Consider the following 21,766-nt stretch of genomic DNA (forward strand, 5'->3'; position numbering starts at 1 on the left):
CCGCCGATGCCTCCCCTCAAATACCCGCGCTGGGCGCTGACCCTGCTGGCCACCGCCCAGCTGATCATTGCCCTGGATGCCACCATCATCTTCGTTGCCCTGCATGACATGGGCCGCGCGCTGCAGATCAACGCGCAGCAGCTGCAATGGGTGGTCAGTGCCTACACCGTGGCCTTCGGCGGCAGCCTGCTGCTGGGCGGGCGCGCCGCCGACCTGATCGGCCGCCGCCGCTTCTACCGGCTGGGCATGCTGCTGTTCGCGCTGGCCTCGCTGCTCGGTGCGCTGGCGCCGAACGCCACGCTGTTGATCATCGCGCGCGCGGCGCAGGGTATCGGTGCCGCGTTGCTGTTCCCGGCCACGCTGGCGCTGATCAACACGCTGTACGCGGAAGGCCCGGTGCGCAACCGCGCGCTGGCGATCTGGAGCATGGCCAGCGCGGTCGGCCTGGCGCTGGGCACGCTGCTCGGTGGCGTGCTGACCCAGGCGTTCGGCTGGCCGGCGGTGCTGGCGGTGATCGTGCCGCTGGCCACGGCGTGCGCGGTCGCAGCCGGTGCGTGGTTGCCGGCCGATGGTCCACGGGTGCGGGGCCGTTCATTCGATCTGGCCGGTTGCCTCACCGTCACGGCCGGCGGCAGCCTGCTGGTGACCACCCTGGTGCAAGGGCCGGAGTGGGGCTGGACGGCGCCGGCCACGCTCATCTGCCTGCTGCTTTCAGCCGTACTGTTGACGGTGTTCGTACAGATCGAAAAGCGCAGCCGTGACCCGCTGATGCAGTTTGCGCTGCTGCGCCTGCCCGGCCTGCGCGCGGCACTCGGCCTGACCTTCGCCTTCATGAGCAGCTATGGCGTGCAGTACTACTTCCTGGCGCTCTACTTCCAGGATGGCTATGGCTGGAGCCCGCTGCAGGCCGGTATGGCCTTCCTGCTGCCGACATTGGTGTGCACCTTCGGCATCCGGATTGCCGAACGCATGCTGCAGCGCCGTTCGCCACGGCAGGTGCTGGCCTGGGGCTTCGCCGCAGGTGCCGTCGGCATCGCCGCAGTGGCGCTGGCGATGCCGCATGGCGCCAGCTACTGGCCGCTGTTGCCGGGCATCGTGGTGCTCAGCGTCGGCCAGGGCATGAGCTGGACGGCGATGTGGATCGTGGCCGGGCAGGGCGTGCCGGGGCCGCAGCAAGGCGTTGCGTCCGGCATGGCGGCCACTGCCCAGCAGATCGGCGGCGCCTTGGGACTGGCGGTACTGGTGATGATCGCCAACGCTGCGCGCGGCACGCAGGCGGCAACCAGCCCGGATGCCCTGCAGGGCATGGTCAACGCACAGTACGGCGCTGCGCTGTTCGCCGCGCTCGGCGTGGTGATCGCGCTGGGCCTGCGCCCGGCGCCGGTAGACTCGGCAGCGACTCCCTGCCTGAGCACCGACGCATGATCGAACTGCTGGACCTGCAACAGACCCTGCATGCCTTCGCTGCCTGCAACGATGACGATGCGGTGTGGAATGCCTTCGGCTGGGTGATGGCGAGCGACGAGGACCTGCTGGCGGCACGGTTGTGGTTGCCGTCATCCAGTGATGAAGCGCTGGATGACGACGGCGAGCGGTCGGCCGCTTCGGCAGCGATGGGGCTGTTCCCGTATCTGGAGCCGGCCACGTTTGCCGACGTGCTGGATGTGCAGAAGCGGCAACGCCCGCTGTCGTCGCTGCAGGACTACGCGCAGGCGCTGGCCTACTACGCCGAGTACGACGCATTCCAGCAGGTCGAGGGTATCGACGAGGCCCTGGGCGAAGCGGGTGCTGAAGCACTGGCGGCGGCGCGCGAGGCAGGGGTGGGCGAAGGCATCTTCGCTTCGTTCGACCTGTGCCTGGTGGCATGCCCGGCAGACCAGCTGAAGGCCGCTGCGCAGCGCGTGGCGCGCCTGCTGGAGATGCCGGTGGGCGAGGCGCTGGCGTGCTGCCGCGCGTTGCCGCTGGTGCTGGGTGAAGCGCTGGATCGTCGCCGTGCGCAGGCGATCAAGGATCAGTTCGAAGCGATCGGTGCGACCGTGCAGGTGCACGGGTTCAAGCCGTTCCCGTGGATGGATGCGCCCGAATTGCGGTAGTGCCGGCCGCTGGCCGGCAACCCCGGGTCCGTTGAATCATTGCAGTTGCCGGCCAGCGGCCGGCACTACCAAGCCTGGGTAAATCACCCGGCGGCCAGCAGCTGCGGTTGCAGCGCGCCGAAGATCCGCGCCAGCCGCTCCGCCCATGCCTGCTGCCCGGCGGCATCGGCGATCAGGTCCTGGCGGATCTCCAGTTCCACATGCACCAGCCCGCGGCCTTCGCCATGCACCGGCACCGCGTAGTCGCTGGTGCTGCTGACCGAATACGGTTCGTTGTCGCCCACCACCAGGTCGCCTTCATCGCGCAGTGCCTGCAGCAGTGCATGCGCGAACCGCGTGTCCTGGTGGTACAGCACGCCGGCATGCCACGGCCGCTGCATGCCGTTCATCGTTGGCGTGAAGCTGTGCATCATCACCAGCAGGGTAGGGCGACCGGCATCGCGGCGTGCGTCCAGTTCCGCGTCGATGCGTGCGTGGTACGGCGCGTGGATCGCATCGATGCGCTGTTGCCGCTGCGCCGCCGACAGCCCGGCATTGCCCGGGACCACGGTGTGGTCGCTCACGTCCGGGATCAGTGTGGGCGAGGCCAGCGGGCGGTTGCAGTCGATCAGCAGCCGCGAATAGGTCTGTTCGATTGCCCAGGCATCCAGCCGTTCGGCCAGTGCGCGGGTGGTGCCGGCAATGCCGATGTCCCAGCCGATGTGGCGATCCAGTTCGACCTGCGGCAAGCCCAGGCCGGCGAGGGCACGCGGCACCTGCTGGCCGGCGTGGTCGGCCAGCAGCAGGTACGGCGACGCGCCCTGCGCCCGGTGGATCGCGTAGATTGCCGGATCATCGGCGCCAAGCAGCGCCGGCAGTGCATGCAGGTCGGCGTCAGCCACGCGGGCGCCCGTCCAGGTGGTGCTCGATCATCCACAGGCCGGCCCACAGCTTGGCATCCAGCTCGTAGCCTTCGCCCATCTTCTGCACCAGCCACGCCGCCGCCTGCGCGCGCGGAATCTCGTGCACGGTGATGTCTTCGCTGTCATCGCCGCCACCTTCGCCGATCCGGCGCAGGCCGGTGGCGCGTACGAAGGCGATCTTCTCGCTGCTGGCACCGGACGACGTCGGGCCGATCATCAGCACTTCGGCGTGATCGGCGGTCCAGCCGGTTTCTTCTTCCAGTTCGCGCACAGCCGAGACTTCGATCGACTCGCCGGCATCGATGTCGCCGACCAGGCCGGCCGGCATCTCGATGGTCGGGGCCTGCAACGGCACGCGGAACTGTTCGACGAACAGCACGTTGTCCTCGGGGGTGACGGCGATGATGATCGCCGCCAGGCCACCGGCGTGGGTGCGTTCGCTGTATTCCCAGGTGCCGCGCACCAGCATGCGCTGGTACTTGCCTTCATAGACGACGCGCGGGGCTTCGGTGTTGCGCTGGCTCATGCGGGCTCGCTGTGGGTGGGAAGAGGGTCGGCCACGCCGGCGGCATCGAACAGCCGGCGGCGGGTCATCGGGCCGAAGCGCAGGGTCTGGCACAGGCCGCCGAGCAGCTCCGGGTCGGCGGCCTGGCGCAGCAGCCCAGGCTGGCTGCCCTCCAGCGGCGCGTCCAGGGCGATGGTGGTCAGCTGGCGCCAGAGCTGGGCGTGCTCGCGCTGCTCGCGCAGGCGCACCGCCATCTGTGCGGCGCCGCGCAGGCGCAGGAACGGCACTTCGTCCAGGCGTTCGTACAGCGCATCCATGCTGCCGAAGTGGGCCAGCAGCACGGCGGCGGACTTGCTGCCGACACCGCTGACCCCCGGAATGTTGTCCACAGCATCGCCGCACAGCGCCAAGTAGTCGGCGATCTGGTGCGCGTGCACGCCGTGCCGCGCCTTTACGCCCGCCACGTCCCAGCGTTGGTTGCGCGCGTAGTCCCACTGCTCGTCGTGGTCGAGCAGCAGCTGCGACAGGTCCTTGTCGGCGGAGATGATCACCCCGCGATGGCTGCCACGGTGCACGTGCAGCGCACTGCCGATCAGGTCGTCGGCCTCGTACTCGTGGTGGGCCAGGACGGCCAGGCCGAGTGCCGCGCACAAGGCCTTGCAGTGCACGAACTGGCGCTTGAGCGCTTCCGGCGCCGGGTCACGGTTGGCCTTGTAGGCCGGATACAGGCGATGGCGGAAGCCGCTGTCCAGTGCTTCGTCGAAGGCGATGGCGATGTGCTGCGGACGCTCGCGTTCGAGCAGATCGAGCAGGAAGCGGGCGAAGCCGTGCACGGCGTTGGTCGGCCAGCCCTGCGCGTCCTGGAACTGGTCTGGCAGCGAATGCCAGGCGCGGAACACGTAGATGCTGGCATCAACCAGGTACAGCGACGGCGGCGGAGCCGGCAGGGTCATGCCGGCGGCGTCCAGTCGCGCAGCAGGGCCACCGGGTCGGGGCGCTCGCGCTCGGGCACGGCGGCCTTGGGTGTACCGATGTGGATGAAACCGGCGATCCGCTCGCCCTCGGCCAGGCCCAGATGGGCCTGCACGACTGGATCGAAGGCCATCCAGGCGGTCAGCCACTGCGCGCCGAAGCCCAGCGCCTGCGCGGCCTGCAGCAATGCGAAGCAGACGCAGCCGGCGGTCATCAGCTGTTCCTGCTCGGGCACCTTCGGGTCCGGACGCGGGCTGGCCACCACCACGATCACCAGCGGCGCATGGCTGAAACGCTGGCGGTCCTTCTCGAACACCGCCTCGCCAGCCTGCGGGTCGCGCTGGCGGCTTCGCTCGGCCAGGAAGTCGCCCAGAGTGTGACGTGCATCGCCGGCGATCTTCAGGAAGCGGAAGGGCACGCGCTTGCCGTGGTCGGGCACACGCACCGCCGAGGCCAGCATCCGCTGCAGGGTGGCCGGGTCCGGTCCAGGCTCGCCCAGTTGCCGCGAGGGCACTGAGCGGCGGGCATCCAGGGCGAGCAGGGCGGCGGGGTCGGGCATGGAGTCTGAACCGGTCATCACGGGTATTTGATTATAGTCGGGGTGGTCAAAGACGCCGTTTGTGTCGCGTCCGGACCTTGAATATCAAACTGTGATGAACGTCATGCCACTGGCGGGAAACGGACGACCGCTTCCCCTCGCCTCGCAGGCCTTGCACGGCTTACGATATCTATCTTGCCGGGCCGCCGGTCATGAGGTTTGAAGTGAGGACTGTTTCACTGTCCGCGACGGGCTGGCCGGCCTACCATCGACATACCGGTACATGGGGTGTACCGGTCGTCGCGATGTCCATGCTGTCTGTCGTACCAGAGAAGGTGGGGAGCCTTCCCGAATGATGAGCGTGCCCACACCGATGGGATCGCCGGGGCGTGACCCGGCCCAGCTCCAGCGTGCCCGGGACATGGTCCTGCCGGCGCTGTGCCAGGCGTTCGGGGCCGCACTGGCGCGCTTCGACGATGCCCTGTTCGACCGCGCCGGCAATGCTGGCTCGTCGCAGCTGCTGTTCCTGGATGCAATGCGCGAACTGCGCCGCCGCCGCGAGGACATCGCCGCCGCCTTCGCCGGCCACCTGCAGCGGGCCTGGGAGGCGCTGGCCAGCGGTGAACCGTTGTCGGCCGAAGCGACCCTGTCCGGTCCGGCCGAGGACGGCCTGAGCCTGCTGGCGGAACACGTGCTGGAATCGCGGCTGGCGGTACGCAACTTCGCCACCGTGCTGCTGCGCGACTTCAAGCCCGTGCTGGCGCGCCTCGACCGTCGCCTGGGCCGGCTGATCGGCGGCGCTGAACTGGATGCCGACCGCAATCCGATCAGCCCCGAGCATCTGGGTGTTGCCATCCATGAAGCCTTTGCCGGCTGCGAACTGGCCCCGGAAGTGCACCTGGTGCTGATCAAGCTGTGCGAGCGTGACCTGCGTGTGCCGGTGGGCCGTATTTACGAGAAGCTCGACGAACAACTGGCCGCGGCCGGGGTGATGTCGCAGATGGGGACGCCGCAGCGTCCGCTGTCGGCTGCGCCCGACCCGCGCATGGCCTCGGGCCTGGACGATCTGGTGGAGCAGCGCCAGAGCGCGGGCTTCGACAGCGAATTCGGCGATGAGGAACAGGCCGCACCGGCCTGGGCGCAGCGCTTCGCCGCGCGCTGGTCCGAGCGTCGTGGCCACATGCAGCAGCACCTGCCGGGCGAAGACGGTGGCAGCAGCGAGGCGTATGCGGGCCAGCAGGGGATGCTGCTGGAAGCACTGCATGAGCTGCTGCAGCAGACCCGTCATGTCCGCGAAGACGCCACCTCGGCCGCGCAGGTCGCGGTTGGCCAGCACCGCCCGTTGAGCCAGCGCGAGATGATGTCGGTGCTGTCGCTGCTGCAGGCCACGCCCAGCGCGACCCTGCGTGCGGCGATCGGCGAGGACGGCGAATCACTGGCGCAGCGGCTGAAGAGCGAAGTGCTGTCCAGCGCCACCCGCCTCGGCGTCGATCCGGGCCAGACCCGGCTGGACCCGCAGGACGAAGATGCGATCGATCTGGTCGGCATGCTGTTCGACGTGATGCTGGACGAACGCGAACTGGAAGGTCGCTCGCGCGAGCTGATCGGCCGCCTGGTCGTGCCCTTCGTCAAGGTCGCGATGCTCGACCGCCGCATGTTCGTGCAGAAGACCCACCCGGCCCGCAAGCTGCTCAACTCGCTGGCCGAAGCCTGCGAGGGCAATACCGGCGAAAGCCAGGCCGAGCGCATGCTGATGGCCAAGGTCGAGGAGATCATCGAACGCCTGGTGGCCGAGTTCAACGAGAACCTGGCGATCTTCCTGACCCTGGAAGAAGAGTTCCGCGAATTCCTCGTGCAGCATCGCCGCCGCGTGGAAATCGCCGAGCGTCGCGCCGCTGAAACGCAGCGCGGCCAGGAAAAGCTGGAAATGGCCCGCACCCGTGCCGGCGCCGAACTGGATCGCCGCATCGGTGACGCGACCCTGCCGCCGGCCATCGCCGAGTTCCTGCGCCAGCCGTGGCAGCACCACCTGACCCTGGCGCTGCTGCGCGAGGGCGAGGAGGGCGCGTCGGTGACCGAAGCGCTGAGCCTGGGCGACGGTCTGCTTGAGGAAGTGGCCGAGGCCCGCCGCCAGATCGTCGGCAAGCCGTGGCTGCAGGCCTGGCAGCCGGTGCTGAGCAAGGTCTTCGCCAGTGTCGGCGTGCACGGTGATGCCGCTACCGGCGCCATTGACGCCCTGCACGACACCCTGCAGGGCATTGCTGAATCGCGGCCGGAACTGCAGCGCGCGTTGCCGGAACTGCCGCAGGTCGCACTGCCGGCACCGCCAGTCGCTGAATCGCCGGCGGTGGAGTTGAGCGGGCAGATCGATGCCGATGACTTCGACAACGCCGACGCCGACCGCTTCCGCCGCATGGAAATCGGCAACTGGCTGGACTTCGTCGACAAGGACGGCAAGGTGCAGGCCGGCAAGCTGTCCTGGGTCAGCCCGATCTCCTCGCGCCTGCTGTTCGTCAACCGCCGTGGCGTACGCTTCTGCGTGGCCTCGCCCGAAGAACTGGCGGTGATGGTGCGGCTGGGCCGCCTGCGTGCCCACGTGGATGACGGTGCCTTCGACAGTGCCATGCAGGGCGTGATCGATCGGCTGGACCCGGGCAGCGCAACACTGCACTGAGCCGTGACTGCCTGCTAGGATCGGGAAAACTCACCGATCAGCGGGGACCTGCATGGCCGTGGCGTTGCTGGGGATCAAGGAGACCGCGCCGGGCGAACGGCGCGTGGCACTGACGCCGGAGACCGCGCGCAAGCTCGGTGCCTTGGGCATCACCGTCTGGTATGAGGCCGGCGCCGGTCTGGCGGCGGGATTTACCGATGCTGCCTATGACGACGCCGGTGCGCGCGTTTTCGATGAAGGTCGCTGGGCCGAGATCGATATCCTGCTGTGCGTGCAGGCACCGCCGGTGGCGGTGCTGGAGCAGCTCAAGCCCGCTGCCAGCGTGATCGGCCTGCTGACCCCGGCCAGCGATCCGGCACTTGCGGCACTGGCCGCTGGCGACCGCCTGCACCTGTTCCCACTGCAGCAGCTGCCGCGCACCACGCGCGCGCAGGCGATGGACGTGCTCAGTTCGCAGGCCGGCATGGCCGGCTACAAGGCGGCGCTGATCGCGGCCGAGCGCGCGCCGCGTTTCTTCCCGATGCTGACCACCGCGGCCGGTACCGTACGTCCAGCCAAGGTTCTGGTGATCGGTGCTGGCGTGGCCGGCCTGCAGGCCATCGCCACCGCACGTCGTCTCGGCGCACAGGTGGAGGGCTTTGATGTGCGTCCGGAAACCCGTGAGCAGATCCAGTCGCTGGGCGCACGCTTCCTCGATCTCGGGGTGAGTGCGGCGGGCGAGGGCGGCTATGCGCGCGCACTGACCGATGAGGAACGTGCCGAGCAGCAGCGCCGGCTGGCCGATCACCTGCGCAGCGTGGATGTGGTGATCTGTACCGCCGCCGTGCCGGGGCGCCCGGCGCCGACCATCGTGACTGCCGCGATGGTGGACGGCATGGCCACCGGCAGCGTGATCGTGGACCTGGCGGCGGAGAGCGGCGGCAACTGCGCATTGACCCAGCCGGGGCAGTGCATCGAGCACCAGGGCGTGACCATCGACGGCCCGCTGGGCCTGGCCAGCCGCGGCGCGACCCAGGCCAGCGAGATGTATGCGCGCAACCTGCTCAACTTCGTCGCTTTGTTCGTGCGCGAGGGCCAGCTGGGTTTCGACTGGGAAGACGAGCTGCTGGCGAAGACGCGCTGGCAGGCGTGAGTGACATGGGGTCAGATCCCTTTGCCGTAGGCTAAGGGATCTGACCCCTTTCCCCGGAATCTGCCAGGGGTCGGATCCCTTTGCGTCAGCAAAGGGCTCTGACCCCGTTCCTCGCGGCGTTACCGCGGCTTCACCGGCGGCGGGTTGTCGCGCACCCAGTCCCTGCGCTGTTCCGGCGTCATCTGCGACCAGCGCTCGCGCAGGGCGTCGCGCTGTTCCGGCGGCATGTCCCGCATCTGCCCGAACAGGGCACGTGCCTGCTCGCGCTGTTCCGGGTTCATGTGCTCGAAGCGGCGCAGGCCACGGCGGGCCTTGTCGCGCTCCTCCGGGCTCATCGACTGCCAGCGCTGGCCGTGTGACAGCATGCGCTGGCGCTGGCCGGCATCGGCACTGTTCCAGCGGTCGCGCAGCGGTGCCAGCAGGGATTCGCGCTGCGCTTCGCTCAGGTGTTCCCACGCCGGCAGCGGCGCGCTCGGCGCGGCGCGGGCGGCCGGGCCGGGCGCGGTGCTCTGCGCCAGCGCCGGAACGGCCGGCAGCAGCGCCAGGGTCAACAACAGTGGCAGGGTATGCAGTCGGGACATGGTTCACTCCATCGCCAGGTCGGTATCGCCCAGCCACAGGTACAGATCGGGATTTTCGTCGTACAGCGCGCTGTTGTCTTCCACCGAGGCCAGCACCGGTGCCGGCGCCGGGCCCGTCAGGGTGCCGTGGCCGCTGAACTGCAGGCCGACCCCCAATGCCACCACCAGCGAACAGGCACTGGCCAGCCACCAGCGCCAGCGCCCGCGATGGACAGCCGTGGCGCCGTGGCGAGCCTGGCGCAGCCGGGCCAGCGTTGCCGGCGACAGCGCCTGCAGCGACTGCGCGTGCAGGCTGCGCAAGGTGTCATCGGAAGGCAGGGAGCGGTTCACGGGTGGTTCTCCAGGTAATCCTGCAGCGCTTGGCGGGCGCGTGCCAGATGGGTTTTTACCGCGCCTTCGCTGCAGCCCATGGCGCGGGCGGTGGTCGCCCCGTCCAGGTCCTGCAGCACGCGCAGGGTGAAGGCCTCGCGCTGGCGGGCGGGCAGGCGGCGCAACGCGTCCACCAGCTGCTGGTACTGCTGGCGCTGTTCATGCGCCTGCGCCGGGTCCGGGCCGGGGTCGGCCCAGTCGATCTCGCCGCCTTCAGCGTCCTGGTTGTCGCGCCAGAACGGCAGGCGGAAGCGGCGCCGGCGCTGCAGGTCGATCACCCGCCGGCGCAGGATGCTCCAGAACAGCGGCGCCCATTCGGCAGCCGGCTTGTCGGCGTAGTCCAGCATGCGCAGCAGCGCGTCCTGCACCGCATCCATGGCGTCTTCGCGCTGCCGCAGGCCGGCCTCGGCGAAGCGGAACGCACGCGGGCCGACGCTGGCCAGGAACGCCTCCAGCGACGCCGGCAGGGCATCGGTCTCGGCGCTCGGGGGGACGGGGCTGCTCACCAGCACAGGGTACGGTTCCTCGCTCGGGCTCACCATCGACAACGCGTGAGCGCCGCCGCGGTTGACGCCGGGTGCGCGCGGGTTCAGCCCGTGGTTATGATGGGGCGACGAAGACAGAGCGGGAGCGTTGCCAGTGAGTGACGGGTTCGTGGCGCTGTACATCTTCATGCTGGCGGCCATCGCCGGCCACGTGATCATTTCGCGGGTGCCGGTGATCCTGCATACCCCGCTGATGTCGGGCTCCAACTTCATCCACGGCATCGTGCTGATCGGCGCGATGGTGGTGCTGGGGCACGCGCAGACACCGCTGGAGAAAGCCCTGGGCTTCCTCGCCGTGGTGCTCGGTGCCGGCAACGCCGCCGGTGGCTACGTGGTCACCGCGCGCATGCTGGAAATGTTCAAGCCGAGCGCGCCCAAGGGTGGCAAGGACGAGCCGAAGGAGCCGCAGGCTTGAACATCAGCACCGTTGAACTGCTCGATTGGCTGGTCAAGGCCAGCTACCTCGTCGCCGCCACGCTGTTCCTGCTGGGCCTGCAGCGCATGGCCTCGCCGCTGACCGCGCGCAGTGGCATCCGCTGGGCCGGGCTGGGCATGCTGCTGGCCACGGCGGCGACCTTCTTCCTGCCCGAACTGCACAACGTGCCGCTGATCCTGGTGGCACTGCTGCTGGGCGCGGGCCTGGCCTGGTGGTCGGCGGGCAAGGTCGCCATCACCGACATGCCGCAGATGGTGGCGCTGTACAACGGCATGGGCGGCGGCTCGGCGGCGGCGATCGGCGCGGTGGAACTGCTGCGCTACGCCTTCCTCGCCAACCGTGATACCAGCCACTGGAGCGCACAGGCGCTGGCCGACCTGGCTGCGCGCCAGCCGTCGGGCACGGTGCTGCTGCTGGCGGTGGTCGGCGCGGCGATCGGTGCGGTGTCGCTGTCCGGCTCGGTGATCGCCTGGGCCAAGCTCGATGGCCGCCTGGACAAGCGCGTGACCTGGCCCGGCCAGCAGGTGATGAACCTGGTGGTGGCACTGGCGGTGGTGGTGCTGGCGATCATCGCGGCCAGCACGCTCAGCACCTGGGCGATCGTCGCCTTCTTCGTGCTGGCGCTGGCACTGGGCGTGCTGATGACGCTGCCGATCGGTGGCGCCGACATGCCGGTGGTGATCTCGCTGTACAACGCGTTCACCGGCCTGGCGGTGTCGTTCGAAGGTTACGTGCTGGGCAACGAGGCGCTGATCATCGCCGGTATGATGGTCGGCGCGGCGGGCATCCTGCTGACCCGGTTGATGGCCAAGGCGATGAACCGGCCGATCCGCAACGTGCTGTTCTCCAACTTCGGCGGCGGCGCCGGCGGCGAGGCACAGGCGATCACTGGCGCGCAGAAGCCGATCGAAGCCTCCGACGTTGCCGCGATGATGGCCTACGCCGAACGCGTGGTGATCGTGCCCGGCTATGGCATGGCGGTGGCGCAGGCCCAGCACAAGATCTGGGAGCTGGCGCAGCGGCTGGGCCAGCGCGGGGTGAAGGTGAAGTTCGCCATTCACCCGGTGGCCGGGCGCATGCCCGGGCACATGAACGTGCTGCTGGCCGAGGCTGGCGTGCCTTACGACCTGATCGCCGACATGGACGACATCAATCCGGAATTCGCCAACACCGATGTGGTGCTGGTGATCGGGGCCAACGACGTGGTCAATCCGGTGGCACGCACCGACCCGGCCAGCCCGATCTACGGCATGCCGGTGCTGGACGTGGTCAACGCGCGCAACGTGGTGGTGATCAAGCGCGGCAAGGGCACAGGCTTTGCGGGCATCGAGAATGCGCTGTTCTACGCCGACAACACCCGCATGCTGTACGGCGATGGCGCCGAAGCGGCGGCATCGCTGGTGAGCGAACTGAAGGCGCTCGACGGCGGGCATTGAGGCCCGGGGTCGGATCCCTTTCCGCAGGAAAGGGCTCTGACCCCTTTGCCGGCCAACGGCCGGCACTACCCCCATCCACGCATGGTAGCTGCACTGGCAGGTGCGGACCTTGATCCGCACGCCTCTGCCGGCCCGCGGCCGGCACTACCTGCCGGTGGGCTCAGCGCGCCAGCCAGGCGCCCACGGCCAGGCCAAGGGCCAGCCACAGCCATTCCATCGCGCCGTTGGCGAGGCTGATCAGGGTCCAGGCCAGGTGCGGGCCCATCCGCATCGTGGCGTCCCACAGGTCCAGCCCGATCGAGCCGCCCATCCAGGCGCTGGCGATGGTCCAGTTGGCCACGGCGGCCACCAGCACGGTGCCCAGCACGACCAGGGCGATGCGCAGCAGGCCCGGGCCCAGCGTGCCCATGCGCAGCATGAACACCAGTTCCAGGGCGGTCAGTACCGCCATCCAGCCGACCTGCCGGCCGGTCATCAGCGCCAGCATCATCCAGGCGAGGGGAGCAACAAGCAGACCCAGCAACAGCATGATGGGCCAGAGCCAGGTCACGGTCCTGGCACGCGCGGCATTGGAGGACATCGAAGCTCCCTGAAGATCACCCACAGGATACTGTGGTTTGCCGCAGTGCACCGGCGGCGGCAGGGCGGCTGGGCTAGAATGCTGTCTTGCGTGGCCTTGGCCACGGCCCCATATCGGTCCCCATGTATTCCCGTAGCAGCGAACCTGTCCACTTCGAACGCGATTGCGAGGCCGTGATGGTCCCGCAGGGCGACACCGTGACCCTGCCCGCCGGCAGCTATGGGTACATCACCCAGGCGCTGGGTGGCAGTTATTCGGTGTTCGTCGAGGGCAACCTGTTCCGCATCGCCGGCAAGGACGGCGACGCCATCGGCAAGGAGGCACCGGCACCGCTCGAGCTGCCGGCCGACGCCACCGATGAACAGGTGGAGCAGCTGGTGTGGCAGCAACTGCGGACCTGCTTCGATCCGGAAATTCCGGTGAACATCGTCGAACTGGGCCTGGTCTACGAGGTCGAGATCAAGCACCTGGACGAAGGCAAGCGCGAGATCGACGTGAAGATGACCCTGACCGCGCCGGGCTGCGGCATGGGCGAGATCCTGGTCGACGATGTGCGCAGCAAGCTTGAAATGATCCCGACGGTGGCCGAGGCCGACGTCGACCTGGTGTTCGACCCGCCGTGGAACCAGCACATGATGTCCGAGGCGGCCCGGCTCGAGACCGGCATGCTTTGACCCACGGCCCGCAGTGACGCGGGCCGGGCACTACCCGCAACCAGAACAGGAAATCTCCGGTGTCCCAGTCCATTCCCAGCTTCGCCGTCACCCGTTCGGACCACCCGCGCAGCGCTGAAGAGCGCGCCCAGATCCTGGAGAAGCCGGGTTTCGGCCTGCACTTCACCGACCACATGGTGGAAGTGCGCTGGGACAAGGACACCGGCTGGCACAACGCCAACGTGCGCGCCTACGGTCCGCTGCAGCTGGACCCGGCCGCGGCCGTGCTGCACTACGGCCAGGAAATCTTCGAGGGCATCAAGGCCTACCGCCATGCCGACGGTTCGATCTGGACCTTCCGCCCGGATGCCAACGGCCGTCGCCTGCAGCGTTCGGCGCAGCGCCTGGCGCTGCCGGAACTGCCGGTGGAGATCTTCGTCGAATCGCTGAAGCAGCTGATCGCCGTCGACAGCGCCTGGGTGCCGTCGGCCGATGAGTCGAGCCTGTACTTCCGTCCGTTCATGATTGGCGACGAAGCCTTCCTCGGCGTGCGTGGCGCGCACAAGGCCGGCTACTACGTCATCGCCAGCCCGGCCGGCCCGTACTTCGCCAAGGGCGTCGCCCCGGTGTCGATCTGGCTGTCGACCGAGTACGCACGTGCGGCCAAGGGCGGCACCGGCGCTGCCAAGTGCGGTGGCAACTACGCCGCGTCGCTGCTGCCGCAGCAGAAGGCGCAGGCGCAGGGCTGCTCGCAGGTGCTGTTCCTCGACCCGGTCGAGGGCAAGTACCTGGAAGAACTGGGTGGCATGAACGTGTTCCTGGTCTACAAGGACGGCACGCTGGTTACCCCGCAGCTGTCGGGCAGCATCCTCGAAGGCATCACCCGCGAGAGCATCCTGCAGCTGGCCCGCGACCGCGGCATGAAGGTCGAAGAGCGCAAGGTCAGCATCGATGAGTGGAAGCAGGGCGTGGCCTCCGGCGAGATCACCGAAGTGTTCGCCTGCGGCACCGCTGCAGTGGTCACCCCGATCGGCCAGCTGAAGGGCGAGGGTTTCTCGGTGGGCGACATCAACGCGCCGGCCGGCGAAGTGACCATGTCGCTGCGCAAGGAACTGACCGACATCCAGTACGGCCGCCTGCCGGACCGCCACAACTGGCTGGTCAAGCTGGGCTGATCGCCCGCGCCTGATTGTAGAGCCGAGCCCGCGCTCGGCTGCTCTTCCGGAAAGCCCGTCCCAGTGACGGGCTTTCTGCGTTCTGGTCAGACGGTTGGGGTCAGATCCCTTTTCCCACGGAAAAGGGATCTGACCCCGGATCAGCGGACGCCGATGTCGGCAAAGTCATCGCAGGACACGTGATGACCCAGTCAGGTGCGTGCAGGGCAGGAGAAAGTTCCTTCACCTTCACAAACCCTCGACCCGAAAAGTCTCAGAACGAACATTTCATCTTGCTGAAAAGACGCTGAAAATCTTGTGGTGTCCGGTTTTGGTCATTAGCGTCATCTGCACGGCGGATCGTTAGGGGGATCCGCTGGCTCGCCGGACTTCGAACCTCGCCAACGCAAGCCAGCCCAGGGTTCGGGCCGGTGCTTCTGCCGATTCCGGCATTCACACCACAAGAAAGGGAAATACGATGTCCCAGGTAACGCAACCGCGTGTGCGTCGAGTGTGGGTGGTCCTTGGTGCGTCCGTTCTGTCATCGCTGCTGCTGGCCACGCCTGCGCTGGCCGGTGATGTCCAGCTCAGCGGCCTGCAGTCCGCACAGACCCACCAGCGTTTCATCGTGAAGTACCGCGACGGCAGCGCGCCGGTGGCCAACACCACCGCACTGGCCTCTTCGCTGAAGAGCGCCGCCGCCGGCCTGGCCAGCAGCCAGGGCCGCGCGCTGGGCCTGCAGCAGGTCCGCAAGCTGGCCGTCGGCCCGACCCTGGTCAAGACCGATCGTCCGCTCGACCAGGCCGAATCCGAGCAGCTGATGCGCAAGCTGGCCGCCGACCCGAACGTGGAATACGTTGAAGTCGACCAGATCATGCGTGCCACGCTGACCCCGAACGACACCCGCTTCAGCGAGCAATGGGGCTTCGGCACCTCCAATGCCGGCATCAACATCCGGCCGGCCTGGGACAAGTCCACCGGCACCGGCGTGGTGGTGGCCGTGATCGATACCGGCATCACCAACCATCCCGACCTCAACGCCAACATCCTGCCGGGCTACGACTTCATCAGCGACGCCGCGATGGCGCGCGATGGCGGTGGCCGCGACAACAATCCGAACGATGAAGGCGACTGGTACGGCGACAACGAGTGCCAGCCCGGTTATCCGGGTTCCAATTCCAGCTGGCATGGCACCCACGTCGCCGGCACGGTGGCGGCGGTGACCAACAACGCCAACGGCGTCGCCGGTACCGCATTCAACGCCAAGGTCGTGCCGGTGCGCGTGCTCGGCAAGTGTGGCGGTTACACCTCCGACATTGCCGACGCGATCGTGTGGGCGTCCGGTGGCACCGTCAGCGGCGTGCCGGCCAATGCCAATCCGGCCGAGGTCATCAACCTTTCGCTGGGTGGTGGCGGCAGCTGCTCGACGACCTACCAGAATGCGATCAACGGCGCTGTCGGCCGTGGTACCACCGTGGTGGTCGCCGCTGGCAACAGCAACACCAACGTGTCCTCGTCGGTACCGGCCAACTGCCCGAACGTGATCGCAGTGGCGGCAACCACCTCGGCCGGTGCGCGCGCCAGCTTCTCCAACTACGGCGCCGGTATCGACATCTCGGCACCGGGCCAGGGCATCCTGTCCACCCTCAACACCGGCACCACCACCCCGGGCAGTGCCAGCTACGCTTCGTACAACGGCACCTCGATGGCGGCGCCGCACGTCGCCGGCGTGGTCGCGCTGATGCAGGCGGTCGCCCCGAGCCCGCTGAGCCCGGCGCAGGTTGAAAGCATCATCAAGAGCACCGCACGGCCGCTGCCGGGTGCCTGCTCGGGTGGCTGCGGCGCCGGCATCATCGACGCCAACGCCGCAGTGGCTGCAGCGATCAACGGGGGGGGCAATCCGAACCCGGGTGGCAACGTGCTGCAGAACAACGTGCCGGTGACCGGCCTCGGCGCCGCGACCGGTGCCGAGCTGAACTACACCGTTGCGGTTCCGGCCGGCAGCACCCAGCTGCGCGTGGCGATCAGTGGCGGCAGCGGTGATGCCGACCTGTACGTGCGCCAGGGCAGTGCCCCGACCGATACCGCCTACACCTGCCGCCCGTACCTGAGCGGCAACAGCGAGACCTGCACCATCAACAGTCCGGCTGCCGGCACGTGGTATGTGCGGGTGAAGGCCTACAGCACCTTCTCGGGCCTGACCCTCAACGCCCAGTACTGAGCCCAAGCCCCTCTCCATGGGCACGCCCCGGCTCCGGCCGGGGCGTTTTTGCATGGGGACGCGCGGTGATGCGAGCCGCCGCGTCGTGGTAGGTGCCGACCTTGGTCGGCACGCTGTTCCTCAGACCGATTCGAAGCGGTTCGCGGCCACGTTCTTGCGCACGTGCTGCGGGTCGAAAATCCGCCCGTTCATCGCGATGTACACGCCGCTCGGCAGCGACTGCACCGCACCGATCGCGCAGCCGATGTTGAACTCCGCATCCGAGCCGCGGAAACGCGCCGGGCTCAGCGCGCCGGTCATCACGATGGTCTTGTCCGGGATCGTCGCCAGCACCTTGCCGGTCTGCACCATCGAATCGGTGCCGTGGGTCACCAGCACGTGGCGGGTCGGCTGTGCGGCGATGGTGGCGCGGATCAGTTCGCGGTCCTCATCGTTGATGTGCAGCGAATCCTTGCGCAGGATCGGAATCACGTTGAAGCGGAACGTCACGCCCAGCTCGCGCAGGATCATGCCGATCTGGGGGTCGCCGATCTGGTAGTCCGACTTGTCGTCGAAGTAGATCTTGTCGATCGTGCCACCGGTGGTGACGACCAGGAGCTCTTCCATCATGTGCATGCGCGAAACCAGGACAGGTACAGCGGCGCGGGGCCAGGAACACAGATGATACGGCCCGGCGGCCGCAGCGTCAGCGTCGCTTGCCGAAGCGGGCGCGCAGCCCGGGGAGGCTGGCGCTGAAGATCACCAGCAGGGCCAGCGCGATCTCGATCAGCGCCAGCCAGCGTGTTTCCGGGTGGCTCCAGGCACTCATCACCCCGTGGCTGAACCAGCCCAGGGCCAGCACCGAGGCCCAGAAACCGGCCTTGCGCCAGCCCAGTCGCAGGGCAACGGCCAACGCCAGCGGCGGCGCGGTGAACACCAGCTGGGTGGCCAGCCAGTGCTTGTCATTGATGAACCAACCGGCGAACAGCGCGGCCAGCCCCATCAGGGCCAGCAGCAGGACAGTGCGCGGCGCGGCGCTCATCGGGCCAACCGCTGTGCGATGTCGGCCACCCGGCGGCCCAGTGCACGGGCCAGCACGGCCTCGTCGTCGGTCGGCTGCGGGTCGTCGGCGGCGCCGGCCACATGGCTGGCGCCATACGGCGTGCCGCCACTGGTGGTGTGGCTCAGCGCCGGTTCGGTGAACGGGATGCCGACGATCACGCAGCCGTGGTGCAGCAGCGGCACCTGCATCGACAGCAGGGTCGATTCCTGGCCGCCATGCATCGAGGCGGTGGAGGTGAACACGCCAGCCGGTTTGCCGGACAGGGTGCCGTTGACCCATTCGGCGCCGAGCCCGTCCAGGAAATGCTTGACCGGCGCGGCCATGTTGCCGAAGCGGGTGGGGCTGCCAAGCAGCAGGCCCTGGCATTCCACCAGGTCCTGCACGCTCACGTAGGGGGCGCCATCGTCGGGGACCGGGGGGTGTGCGGTCTGGGTCACGGCGGCCACCGGCGGCACCGTGCGCAGGCGCGCGCTCATGCCCGGCACTTCGCCGATGCCCCGCGCGATCTGGCGCGCCAGCCGTGCCACCGAACCGCCCCGGCTGTAGTACAGCACCAGAATCTCGCCCATCGTGCCCGCTTCTCCTCGTCGTGTGGTCGCCAGTATGGCTATCCTGCCAGCATTCCGCATCGGGTACCCTTCCACCGATGGAACCTTTGGATACGCTCAACCTGTGGATGGAGCGCGCGCGGGATCGCGCACGGGCCATCAGTTTCGGCCGCTTCCTGTGGCATCGCTTCCTCGACGACCGCCTGTTCCAGGCGGCGGCGGCGCTGGCCTACACCACCGTGTTCGCGCTGGTGCCGCTGGCGATCGTGGTGTTCGGCGTGCTCTCGGCCTTCCCCGTCTTCGACCGCTGGAGCGACCAGCTCAGCGATTACGTCTTCTCCAACTTCGTGCCCAATGCGGCGCGCGCGGCCGAAGGCTACCTGCGGCAGTTCTCGGCCAGTGCCGGCCAGCTCACCGCGGCCGGCTTCATTGCACTGGTGGTCTCGTTGCTGATCACCCTCAACAGCGTTGAAGAGACCTTCAACCAGATCTGGCGGGTCGGCTCGACCCGGCCCAAGCTGACCCGCTTCCTGGTCTACTGGACCGTGCTGACACTGGGAGCGATGCTCGCCGCCGCCTCACTGGCGGTGTCGGCGCGGGTGTTCGCGATGCCGCTGTTCGGCACCCAGGAGGGCCGCTGGCTGGCCGAGCTTGCGCTGCGGGTGACGCCGATCCTGATCGAGTTCGTCTGCATCACGCTGATGTTCCGGGTGGTGCCGCATCACACGGTGAAATGGCGGCACGCAGTGCCCGGCGCGATCCTGGCCGCGGTGATCCTGGAGCTGGTGAAGTGGGGCATCGGCGCCTATCTGGGCAGCTTCCAGTCCTACCAGAAGCTCTATGGCACGGTGGCTTTCGTGCCGATCCTGCTGCTGTGGATCTACCTGTGCTGGGTAGCGGTGCTGCTGGGCGCGTCGCTGTCCTCGTCGATGGCCGCCTTCCGCTACCAGCCGGTGGAACTGCGCCTGCCGCAGGGCTACGAGTTCTACGGCCTGCTACGACTGCTCGGTCGCTTCCACCATGCACGTGCCAAGGGCAGAGGCCTGGCCGAGGATGAAATCCTGCGGCTGGAGCCGATGCTGACTGACTCCCTGCTGCATGACCTGACCTGCAACCTGCAGGAGATTGGCCTGCTGCGCCGTGACGAGCGCGGAGAGTGGCTGCTGTCGCGCGACCTGGACCAGGTCAGCCTGGCTGATCTGTACGAATGCACCCAACTGCGCATTCCGGTGGCCGAACAGCACCTGCCGTACCGCGACGACAGCCTGGGCCGCGCCGCACTGGCGGCGCTGGACGATCTGCGACTGCCCCTGCGTGAACGCCTGAAGCGCAAGGTCAGCGATATCTACACCGATTCCGGAGACATGCCATGACCCGCAAGACCCCGTTGCTGCTGCTTCCGCTGGCCCTGCTGCTGGCGCTGTCGGCCTGCAAGCCGGCGCAGGAGCCGACCCCGGCCAGCAGTCAGCCGCCGGTACAGGCACCGACGCCGACCGCTCCGGCGCCGGTCGAGGAAACCCCGGCCGAGCGCACCACCGCTGAGTTCCCGACACTGAAGATGAAAGCAGTGGATGGCAGCGACTACGACCTGGCCGCGCACCGCGGCAAGTGGGTGATCGTGAATTTCTGGGCGACCTGGTGCGCACCGTGCCGCAAGGAGATGCCGGAGCTGTCGGCGCTGCATGCGATGCGCAGCAACATCGAAGTGGTCGGCCTGGCCTATGAAGACATCGAGGTGCCGGAGATGCAGTCGTTCCTGACCAAGCACCCGGTGACCTATCCGATCGTGATCGTGGACCCGTTCGATCCGCCGGCGGACTTCGCCACGCCGCGAGGCCTGCCGTTGACGCATCTGCTGGATCCGCAGGGCAAGCTGGCCCACACCTTCCTCGGCCCGGTGACCGCCGCCGACATCGAAAAGCAGATCGCTGCGGCCAAGTAGTGGGTTGGTCGGCAGGGCCTGCGGCCCTGCACCCGCGGTAGTGCCGGCCGCTGGCCGGCAACCCCAGCAACAGCAAAAGCAACAGCCCAAGCGGGGTTTCCTGTGGGTAGGCGGGGTGGGGCCGGTTGCGGGGGCCGCTGCAAGTCCCCCTCCGGGGCCCGGCCCAGCCGCAGGCGGCTGTGCGTTCGGGCGCTTGCGAAGCAGTGCTTCGCAAGCAAAGCGCCCTCACCCATGTAAGCTCGGTCGCCGCATCCATGCGGCTCACGCCCCCGCCACCGGACCCACCCTGCCTTCGACAGTTCTCCGCGATCTGTCGGAATGCATGGCCTGCTCTTGGTGGGTGTCGACCTTGGTCGACACGTAGATCCACGCCATGCGTGGATGCTCTTCGTTCAATTGTCGAAATAATCGATTTCAATGGAGATTCATCCACGCATGGCGTGGATCTACCTCCGTCACCGGAAATCCGTCGGGGATGGGGCGGTGTGGGTTGGCAGGACCGTTGGCGCCATGGATGGCGCCATCGAGCCCCCATGGATGGGTTTACGGCGTGTCCTGCCAACCCACACCACCCCAGCCAACAAGCAAAACTCCCAGAGCCGGCTGTTGTCGTTGCCTCTGCAGGTGCAGGGCCGCAGGCCCTGCCGACCCACCCTAATCCTCGACCGGGAAGTCCTCGATCGGCTTCAGCACATCGTAGTGCTCGCGATGCAGCTTGCCCTTCAGCTTCGGCAGCTCCGGCAGCGGTGCATCCACCCGCGTGTCCGGCAACCGGTCCAGCAGGTTGCGCACCAGCGTCAGCCGACCCAACCGCTGGTCGTTGAAATCCACCAGCGTCCACGGTGCCGCCTCGCGATGCGTCGCGCGCAGCATCGCCTCGCGGGCCTCGGTGTAGGCGCTGTACTTGCTGCGGGATTTCAGGTCCACCGGGGAGAGCTTCCAGCCCTTCAGCGGATCGAGATGGCGCTCGGCGAAGCGCTTCTCCTGCTGCTCCTGGTCCACGCACAGCCAGTACTTGAACAGCAGGATGCCGTCGTCGACCAGCAGCTGTTCGAACACCGGTGCCTGGCGCAGGAACTGCTGGTACTCGGTCTCGCTGCAGTAGCCCATCACCCGCTCGACGCCGGCGCGGTTGTACCAGCTGCGGTCCATCAGCACGATCTCGCCGGCAGCGGGAAGATGCGAGGCATAGCGTTGGAAGTACCACTGCGTGGCTTCGCGGTCGGTCGGCTTGGGCAGCGCCACCACCCGGCACTGGCGCGGGTTGAGGTGCTGGCTGATGGCCTGGATCGCGCCGCCTTTGCCTGCGGTATCACGGCCTTCGAACAGCACCAGCAGGCGCTGCCCGCTGTGCTGCACCCAGCGCGCCATCGCGGTCAGTTCCAGCTGCAGCGGCAGCAGCAGTTCGTCGTAGTCCTTGCGCTTGAGCTTGGCCATCATCAC

The 21,766-nt window shown here is 68.1% G+C and carries 23 protein-coding genes; 11 read left to right on the forward strand and 12 right to left on the reverse strand.

Annotation, left to right across the window (positions count from 1 at the left end; all coding sequences use genetic code 11):
• The first annotated feature begins 6 nt into the window (after nt 1–6).
• Both D5301_RS16895 and D5301_RS16900 read left to right on the forward strand, forming a co-directional pair.
• A complete protein-coding gene (locus tag D5301_RS16895) occupies nt 7–1,425 on the forward strand; it encodes an MFS transporter (protein ID WP_153856337.1) in 1,419 nt (472 codons plus the stop codon).
• Nucleotides 1,422–2,093 (forward strand): hypothetical protein, encoded by a 672-nt coding sequence (locus tag D5301_RS16900; protein ID WP_110711103.1) that lies wholly within the window; start codon nt 1,422–1,424, stop codon nt 2,091–2,093. Before D5301_RS16895 ends, D5301_RS16900 begins: the two co-directional genes overlap by 4 nt.
• An 83-nt stretch (nt 2,094–2,176) precedes the next feature.
• Here the strand turns inward: D5301_RS16900 and D5301_RS16905 are convergent, their stop codons facing one another.
• Genes D5301_RS16905 through D5301_RS16920 form a run of 4 tightly spaced genes read right to left on the reverse strand, consistent with a single transcriptional unit; the run spans nt 2,177 to nt 5,031 of the window.
• On the reverse strand, nt 2,177–2,974 hold the full coding sequence (locus D5301_RS16905; protein WP_324187342.1) for an N-formylglutamate amidohydrolase: 798 nt from the start codon (nt 2,972–2,974) through the stop codon (nt 2,177–2,179).
• Nucleotides 2,967–3,521 (reverse strand): NUDIX hydrolase, encoded by a 555-nt coding sequence (locus D5301_RS16910; protein ID WP_110711105.1) that lies wholly within the window; start codon nt 3,519–3,521, stop codon nt 2,967–2,969. Before D5301_RS16910 ends, D5301_RS16905 begins: the two co-directional genes overlap by 8 nt.
• Nucleotides 3,518–4,453, reverse strand: a complete 936-nt coding sequence (locus tag D5301_RS16915; RefSeq protein ID WP_153856338.1) for a 5'-3' exonuclease H3TH domain-containing protein — start codon at nt 4,451–4,453, stop codon at nt 3,518–3,520. Before D5301_RS16915 ends, D5301_RS16910 begins: the two co-directional genes overlap by 4 nt.
• Nucleotides 4,450–5,031 (reverse strand): nitroreductase, encoded by a 582-nt coding sequence (locus D5301_RS16920; protein WP_110714259.1) that lies wholly within the window; start codon nt 5,029–5,031, stop codon nt 4,450–4,452. Before D5301_RS16920 ends, D5301_RS16915 begins: the two co-directional genes overlap by 4 nt.
• 331 nt (nt 5,032–5,362) lie before the next feature.
• Here D5301_RS16920 and D5301_RS16925 point away from each other — a divergent pair, with 331 nt between their 5' ends.
• Both D5301_RS16925 and D5301_RS16930 read left to right on the forward strand, forming a co-directional pair.
• Nucleotides 5,363–7,684, forward strand: coding sequence for a DUF1631 domain-containing protein (locus D5301_RS16925; RefSeq protein ID WP_110711107.1), 2,322 nt, complete (start codon nt 5,363–5,365; stop codon nt 7,682–7,684).
• 52 nt (nt 7,685–7,736) lie between these two features.
• The gene (locus tag D5301_RS16930; RefSeq protein WP_110711108.1) at nt 7,737–8,816 is read left to right on the forward strand and encodes an NAD(P) transhydrogenase subunit alpha; all 1,080 of its coding nucleotides are present in this window, start codon (nt 7,737–7,739) and stop codon (nt 8,814–8,816) included.
• A 119-nt stretch (nt 8,817–8,935) separates the two neighbouring features.
• Here D5301_RS16930 and D5301_RS16935 read toward each other — a convergent pair whose 3' ends face one another.
• Genes D5301_RS16935 through D5301_RS16945 form a run of 3 tightly spaced genes read right to left on the reverse strand, consistent with a single transcriptional unit; the run spans nt 8,936 to nt 10,308 of the window.
• Nucleotides 8,936–9,397: a DUF3106 domain-containing protein gene (locus D5301_RS16935; protein ID WP_110711109.1), complete on the reverse strand. Its 462-nt coding sequence runs from the start codon at nt 9,395–9,397 to the stop codon at nt 8,936–8,938.
• 3 nt (nt 9,398–9,400) lie between these two features.
• On the reverse strand, nt 9,401–9,727 hold the full coding sequence (locus D5301_RS16940; protein ID WP_110711110.1) for a hypothetical protein: 327 nt from the start codon (nt 9,725–9,727) through the stop codon (nt 9,401–9,403).
• Nucleotides 9,724–10,308: an RNA polymerase sigma factor gene (locus D5301_RS16945; protein WP_110711111.1), complete on the reverse strand. Its 585-nt coding sequence runs from the start codon at nt 10,306–10,308 to the stop codon at nt 9,724–9,726. Before D5301_RS16945 ends, D5301_RS16940 begins: the two co-directional genes overlap by 4 nt.
• Before the next feature lie 97 nt (nt 10,309–10,405).
• Between D5301_RS16945 and D5301_RS16950 the strand changes: the two genes are divergently transcribed.
• Both D5301_RS16950 and D5301_RS16955 read left to right on the forward strand, forming a co-directional pair.
• Nucleotides 10,406–10,726 (forward strand): NAD(P) transhydrogenase subunit alpha, encoded by a 321-nt coding sequence (locus D5301_RS16950; RefSeq protein ID WP_005408173.1) that lies wholly within the window; start codon nt 10,406–10,408, stop codon nt 10,724–10,726.
• Complete coding sequence (locus D5301_RS16955; protein ID WP_153856339.1) at nt 10,723–12,183, forward strand: NAD(P)(+) transhydrogenase (Re/Si-specific) subunit beta; 1,461 nt, start codon at nt 10,723–10,725, stop codon at nt 12,181–12,183. The genes D5301_RS16950 and D5301_RS16955 overlap by 4 nt, the downstream gene beginning before the upstream one ends.
• A 160-nt stretch (nt 12,184–12,343) precedes the next feature.
• Here the strand turns inward: D5301_RS16955 and D5301_RS16960 are convergent, their stop codons facing one another.
• Complete coding sequence (locus tag D5301_RS16960; protein WP_153856340.1) at nt 12,344–12,763, reverse strand: hypothetical protein; 420 nt, start codon at nt 12,761–12,763, stop codon at nt 12,344–12,346.
• Nucleotides 12,764–12,885: 122 nt separating this feature from the next.
• Here D5301_RS16960 and sufT point away from each other — a divergent pair, with 122 nt between their 5' ends.
• The 3 genes from sufT to D5301_RS16975 all read left to right on the forward strand — a co-directional run bounded on the left by sufT (nt 12,886) and on the right by D5301_RS16975 (nt 16,791).
• Nucleotides 12,886–13,437 carry a putative Fe-S cluster assembly protein SufT gene (sufT, locus tag D5301_RS16965; protein ID WP_005415385.1) on the forward strand — a complete coding sequence of 184 codons (552 nt, stop codon included), beginning with the start codon at nt 12,886–12,888 and terminating at the stop codon, nt 13,435–13,437.
• A gap of 59 nt (nt 13,438–13,496) precedes the next feature.
• On the forward strand, nt 13,497–14,591 hold the full coding sequence (locus tag D5301_RS16970) for a branched-chain amino acid aminotransferase (RefSeq protein ID WP_110711115.1): 1,095 nt from the start codon (nt 13,497–13,499) through the stop codon (nt 14,589–14,591).
• A gap of 457 nt (nt 14,592–15,048) precedes the next feature.
• Nucleotides 15,049–16,791, forward strand: a complete 1,743-nt coding sequence (locus D5301_RS16975) for a S8 family peptidase (protein ID WP_153856341.1) — start codon at nt 15,049–15,051, stop codon at nt 16,789–16,791.
• A 120-nt stretch (nt 16,792–16,911) separates the two neighbouring features.
• On the opposite strand, the gene D5301_RS16980 is transcribed toward D5301_RS16975, so the two are convergent.
• From D5301_RS16980 to wrbA, 3 genes are all read right to left on the reverse strand, one after another.
• The gene (locus D5301_RS16980) at nt 16,912–17,397 is read right to left on the reverse strand and encodes an asparaginase domain-containing protein (RefSeq protein WP_010481766.1); all 486 of its coding nucleotides are present in this window, start codon (nt 17,395–17,397) and stop codon (nt 16,912–16,914) included.
• Between the two features lie 79 nt (nt 17,398–17,476).
• Nucleotides 17,477–17,812, reverse strand: coding sequence for a DUF2069 domain-containing protein (locus tag D5301_RS16985; RefSeq protein ID WP_032130425.1), 336 nt, complete (start codon nt 17,810–17,812; stop codon nt 17,477–17,479).
• The gene (gene wrbA / locus D5301_RS16990) at nt 17,809–18,402 is read right to left on the reverse strand and encodes an NAD(P)H:quinone oxidoreductase (RefSeq protein ID WP_110711120.1); all 594 of its coding nucleotides are present in this window, start codon (nt 18,400–18,402) and stop codon (nt 17,809–17,811) included. Before wrbA ends, D5301_RS16985 begins: the two co-directional genes overlap by 4 nt.
• A gap of 77 nt (nt 18,403–18,479) precedes the next feature.
• Between wrbA and D5301_RS16995 the strand changes: the two genes are divergently transcribed.
• Together D5301_RS16995 and D5301_RS17000 are read left to right on the forward strand one after the other, a co-directional pair.
• Complete coding sequence (locus D5301_RS16995; RefSeq protein WP_153856342.1) at nt 18,480–19,754, forward strand: YihY family inner membrane protein; 1,275 nt, start codon at nt 18,480–18,482, stop codon at nt 19,752–19,754.
• Nucleotides 19,751–20,323: a TlpA disulfide reductase family protein gene (locus tag D5301_RS17000; protein ID WP_153856343.1), complete on the forward strand. Its 573-nt coding sequence runs from the start codon at nt 19,751–19,753 to the stop codon at nt 20,321–20,323. Before D5301_RS16995 ends, D5301_RS17000 begins: the two co-directional genes overlap by 4 nt.
• Before the next feature lie 654 nt (nt 20,324–20,977).
• Here the strand turns inward: D5301_RS17000 and ppk2 are convergent.
• Nucleotides 20,978–21,760 (reverse strand): polyphosphate kinase 2, encoded by a 783-nt coding sequence (ppk2, locus tag D5301_RS17005; protein ID WP_005408184.1) that lies wholly within the window; start codon nt 21,758–21,760, stop codon nt 20,978–20,980.
• Between the last annotated feature and the right edge of the window lie 6 nt (nt 21,761–21,766).

Source organism: Stenotrophomonas sp. MH181796 (assembly GCF_009659995.1).
GTDB classification, from domain to species: Bacteria; Pseudomonadota; Gammaproteobacteria; order Xanthomonadales; family Xanthomonadaceae; genus Stenotrophomonas; species Stenotrophomonas riyadhensis.

Excerpts from the sequence above, each read along its gene's own strand:
- sufT (WP_005415385.1), top strand. The coding sequence starts at position 12,886 with ATGTATTCCCGTAGCAGCGAACCTGTCCACTTCGAACGCGATTGCGAG.
- D5301_RS16915 (WP_153856338.1), bottom strand. The coding sequence starts at position 4,453 with ATGACCCTGCCGGCTCCGCCGCCGTCGCTGTACCTGGTTGATGCCAGC.
- D5301_RS16975 (WP_153856341.1), top strand. The coding sequence starts at position 15,049 with ATGTCCCAGGTAACGCAACCGCGTGTGCGTCGAGTGTGGGTGGTCCTT.
- D5301_RS16920 (WP_110714259.1), bottom strand. The coding sequence starts at position 5,031 with ATGCCCGACCCCGCCGCCCTGCTCGCCCTGGATGCCCGCCGCTCAGTG.
- D5301_RS17000 (WP_153856343.1), top strand. The coding sequence starts at position 19,751 with ATGACCCGCAAGACCCCGTTGCTGCTGCTTCCGCTGGCCCTGCTGCTG.
- D5301_RS16945 (WP_110711111.1), bottom strand. The coding sequence starts at position 10,308 with ATGGTGAGCCCGAGCGAGGAACCGTACCCTGTGCTGGTGAGCAGCCCC.
- wrbA (WP_110711120.1), bottom strand. The coding sequence starts at position 18,402 with ATGGGCGAGATTCTGGTGCTGTACTACAGCCGGGGCGGTTCGGTGGCA.
- D5301_RS16895 (WP_153856337.1), top strand. The coding sequence starts at position 7 with ATGCCTCCCCTCAAATACCCGCGCTGGGCGCTGACCCTGCTGGCCACC.
- D5301_RS16980 (WP_010481766.1), bottom strand. The coding sequence starts at position 17,397 with ATGGAAGAGCTCCTGGTCGTCACCACCGGTGGCACGATCGACAAGATC.
- D5301_RS16985 (WP_032130425.1), bottom strand. The coding sequence starts at position 17,812 with ATGAGCGCCGCGCCGCGCACTGTCCTGCTGCTGGCCCTGATGGGGCTG.
- ppk2 (WP_005408184.1), bottom strand. The coding sequence starts at position 21,760 with ATGGCCAAGCTCAAGCGCAAGGACTACGACGAACTGCTGCTGCCGCTG.
- D5301_RS16930 (WP_110711108.1), top strand. The coding sequence starts at position 7,737 with ATGGCCGTGGCGTTGCTGGGGATCAAGGAGACCGCGCCGGGCGAACGG.
- D5301_RS16900 (WP_110711103.1), top strand. The coding sequence starts at position 1,422 with ATGATCGAACTGCTGGACCTGCAACAGACCCTGCATGCCTTCGCTGCC.
- D5301_RS16995 (WP_153856342.1), top strand. The coding sequence starts at position 18,480 with ATGGAACCTTTGGATACGCTCAACCTGTGGATGGAGCGCGCGCGGGAT.
- D5301_RS16910 (WP_110711105.1), bottom strand. The coding sequence starts at position 3,521 with ATGAGCCAGCGCAACACCGAAGCCCCGCGCGTCGTCTATGAAGGCAAG.
- D5301_RS16960 (WP_153856340.1), bottom strand. The coding sequence starts at position 12,763 with ATGTCCTCCAATGCCGCGCGTGCCAGGACCGTGACCTGGCTCTGGCCC.
- D5301_RS16925 (WP_110711107.1), top strand. The coding sequence starts at position 5,363 with ATGATGAGCGTGCCCACACCGATGGGATCGCCGGGGCGTGACCCGGCC.
- D5301_RS16935 (WP_110711109.1), bottom strand. The coding sequence starts at position 9,397 with ATGTCCCGACTGCATACCCTGCCACTGTTGTTGACCCTGGCGCTGCTG.